This is a genomic window from Marinobacter manganoxydans MnI7-9, assembly GCF_000235625.1.
GTDB lineage: Bacteria > Pseudomonadota > Gammaproteobacteria > Pseudomonadales > Oleiphilaceae > Marinobacter > Marinobacter manganoxydans.
The window spans coordinates 1-2162 of record NZ_AGTR01000019.1; the positions used below are offsets into that span (position 1 = coordinate 1).

The 2162-nt window shown below is 47.7% G+C and carries 3 protein-coding genes; 1 reads left to right on the forward strand and 2 read right to left on the reverse strand.

The genetic code is table 11. From position 1 onward, the window contains the following. Window positions 1–378, reverse strand: a 378-nt coding sequence (locus KYE_RS05490) for a hypothetical protein (protein WP_139043663.1), incomplete at its 3' end; no start/stop codon positions are given. Next, on the reverse strand, window positions 347–799 hold the full coding sequence (locus KYE_RS05495; RefSeq protein WP_008171242.1) for a hypothetical protein: 453 nt from the start codon (window positions 797–799) through the stop codon (window positions 347–349). The genes KYE_RS05495 and KYE_RS05490, both read right to left, overlap by 32 nt. Before the next feature lie 894 nt (window positions 800–1693). Here KYE_RS05495 and KYE_RS05500 point away from each other — a divergent pair. Next, window positions 1694–2162 (forward strand): hypothetical protein (locus KYE_RS05500; RefSeq protein ID WP_008171244.1); only part of this gene is annotated, 469 nt, incomplete at its 3' end.

Consider the following 2162-nt stretch of genomic DNA (forward strand, 5'->3'; position numbering starts at 1 on the left):
CCAATAATCCAGCCCCCATTTTCTGGTTAGGCTGTACCCGCGAATAGGCCCATTAATGTCGGCTATGGGAGACTCTTTACGGCCCTCAAGCATCGCATCGTAAGCAGCCTGGAAAACAGCTTCTTCGTCTGATGTGACAAAAATGAACTTATTATCCGACTGGAGAGGACTCTTATGAGTTGCGCAGCCCGAAATGAGTATCACCAACAGAGCTATAAAAAGCCCCTTCATATTTTCTCCCATAGTCTCGATGCCTTCCAAAAATTTAACGCAAAGCGCGCCCGTGAACTTTACGGAGCGAAGCGGCGTAAAACGCATCCGTGTGGCGCGCATTCTTAGCCAAAAGTTAGCGCCCATACCAAAGATGATGGCGCTCAACGAACCTGACAAGCTCTTCCGCCAGCTCTACGCCAATTTCCGATTGTTGGTTCCGGGCAATCTGCAATGCACTCGGTATAAAAACGTTTGGATTTCCTGCATTGGTGACATCGATAGAGTGATTGTGAGAGTTGGCTTTCTGGAACATGGAGTTTAATAACTTGCCTATTTCTTCTTTTGCCTGATACGCGCTCAATGTTGGATAAGCTGATTTGATAAGCTCTGGATACTCAGCGATAAAATCCGTAGCGGTTTCATCGCGCACTCTACGCGGCAGCATTCCTCCTTGAACTTTGCCAACAACCCAGCCAACCATCATTACGCTAACAAAACCGATCCCTCCCCCAACAAAAAAACCTGACACACCTTCGAAAAATGCGCCGATTCCAGCGATCAATACAATTAACGCAAATGGAACCATCGATTTTCTCCCTTAGGGAAAGCTTTCCAGTCACCGAACACTCAGGTTCACGCTAAATTTCACGATTTCGAATGCGGCGACCAAGAATAATTCCGTTTATGATCGAAACTGCCAACTGTACCAACAAAAATCAGACCAACATCGCCCCAAGTGATCTTATCCATGAAAGCGGCGATCACACTCACAATCATCACTAAAAAGCACGCATTGGCTAAAAAATACTTGTTAAACACGAAACCTCCCTTTTTGCTAATAGCGATTGGGCACCGCGCTTTATCATTGCAGAAATTTGGCTGCGTCATTAATACTGACTTCGAGCCATCAATCACGCTGCACATGAATCGATAAAACAATAGCTTAGCCGAGCGAGGCTATCTCTGCCAGGTGATCATTCAGCGTCTGCAATTTGGTCTGCCAATCATACTGGGTGGAATGACTGTGATTAGCTTGGAGTCTCAAGAGACAAGCCCTGAATCAAATGTTCGCTTTTGTTTAAGCGCGGGCTGGTCGCAAAGGGAACATCCAGATTGACCAAAAGCGGACCTTTCTCGAAGCCCAAAATAGAGCTCTCCGCGCCCTGAACTTTTCCAAGTAGATGCTGCACTACGCAACTAAACAGTTGTGAGTACAGAATTTTAGCGCCGATGCTCCAGGGTCTCGTTAACCCCGAGAGGGCCAGGCGCAGATACGGCGAGGGGCGTTTTCGCGCAGAGGAAAGTCGCCGCTTCAGACGTGATTGTCTCGATAGATGATTGATATATATGCGAATTTACTTTTCTGTCAAGGTCGCTGTTCAGCGACGCTAAATGGGGTATAGTCGGAATTCAAACTAAAATACTGTTCAGCGATCCTCAAGCATTCGCCAAGCTCAGGAACAGCTGAGGTGCAGACTACATGACTAGCCAAATCGACTACTACCAATTCATTGAGAATGTACTTGGTATCTCACTTGACGCGAACATGAATGACGCACTCCCCCCATTGACCCGTAGAAAAGTCATGGAGCTATACGACGCATACTTTGAGCTTCCTCGACAGCGTCAATGTTTTATCCGAGAACGCTCTGCCGAGACGCACATTTATCGACCCTTGATCGACGAACACTTTCTGGAAAACACGCCGCGAGAAGGTGGCTACTTCCCGTTCGGTGAACATATCCACGGCCAACTATCATTCGGCCAACTAGCTGACCTTCTCTACTCGATAACCATGTTTGGTGACGGTGTGGTTGTTCGCGATCCTCTATACATTCTTCTGGTGTGGTTCAATAGCCCGGAGGGGCGCTATCCGAATGCAATTCCAAACGTGACCGCATTTCTCAACTGGCTCCGCTCAGTAAGGCCCCTTTACGACGCAAGGCGGC

Excerpts from the sequence above, each read along its gene's own strand:
- KYE_RS05495 (WP_008171242.1), bottom strand. The coding sequence starts at position 799 with ATGGTTCCATTTGCGTTAATTGTATTGATCGCTGGAATCGGCGCATTT.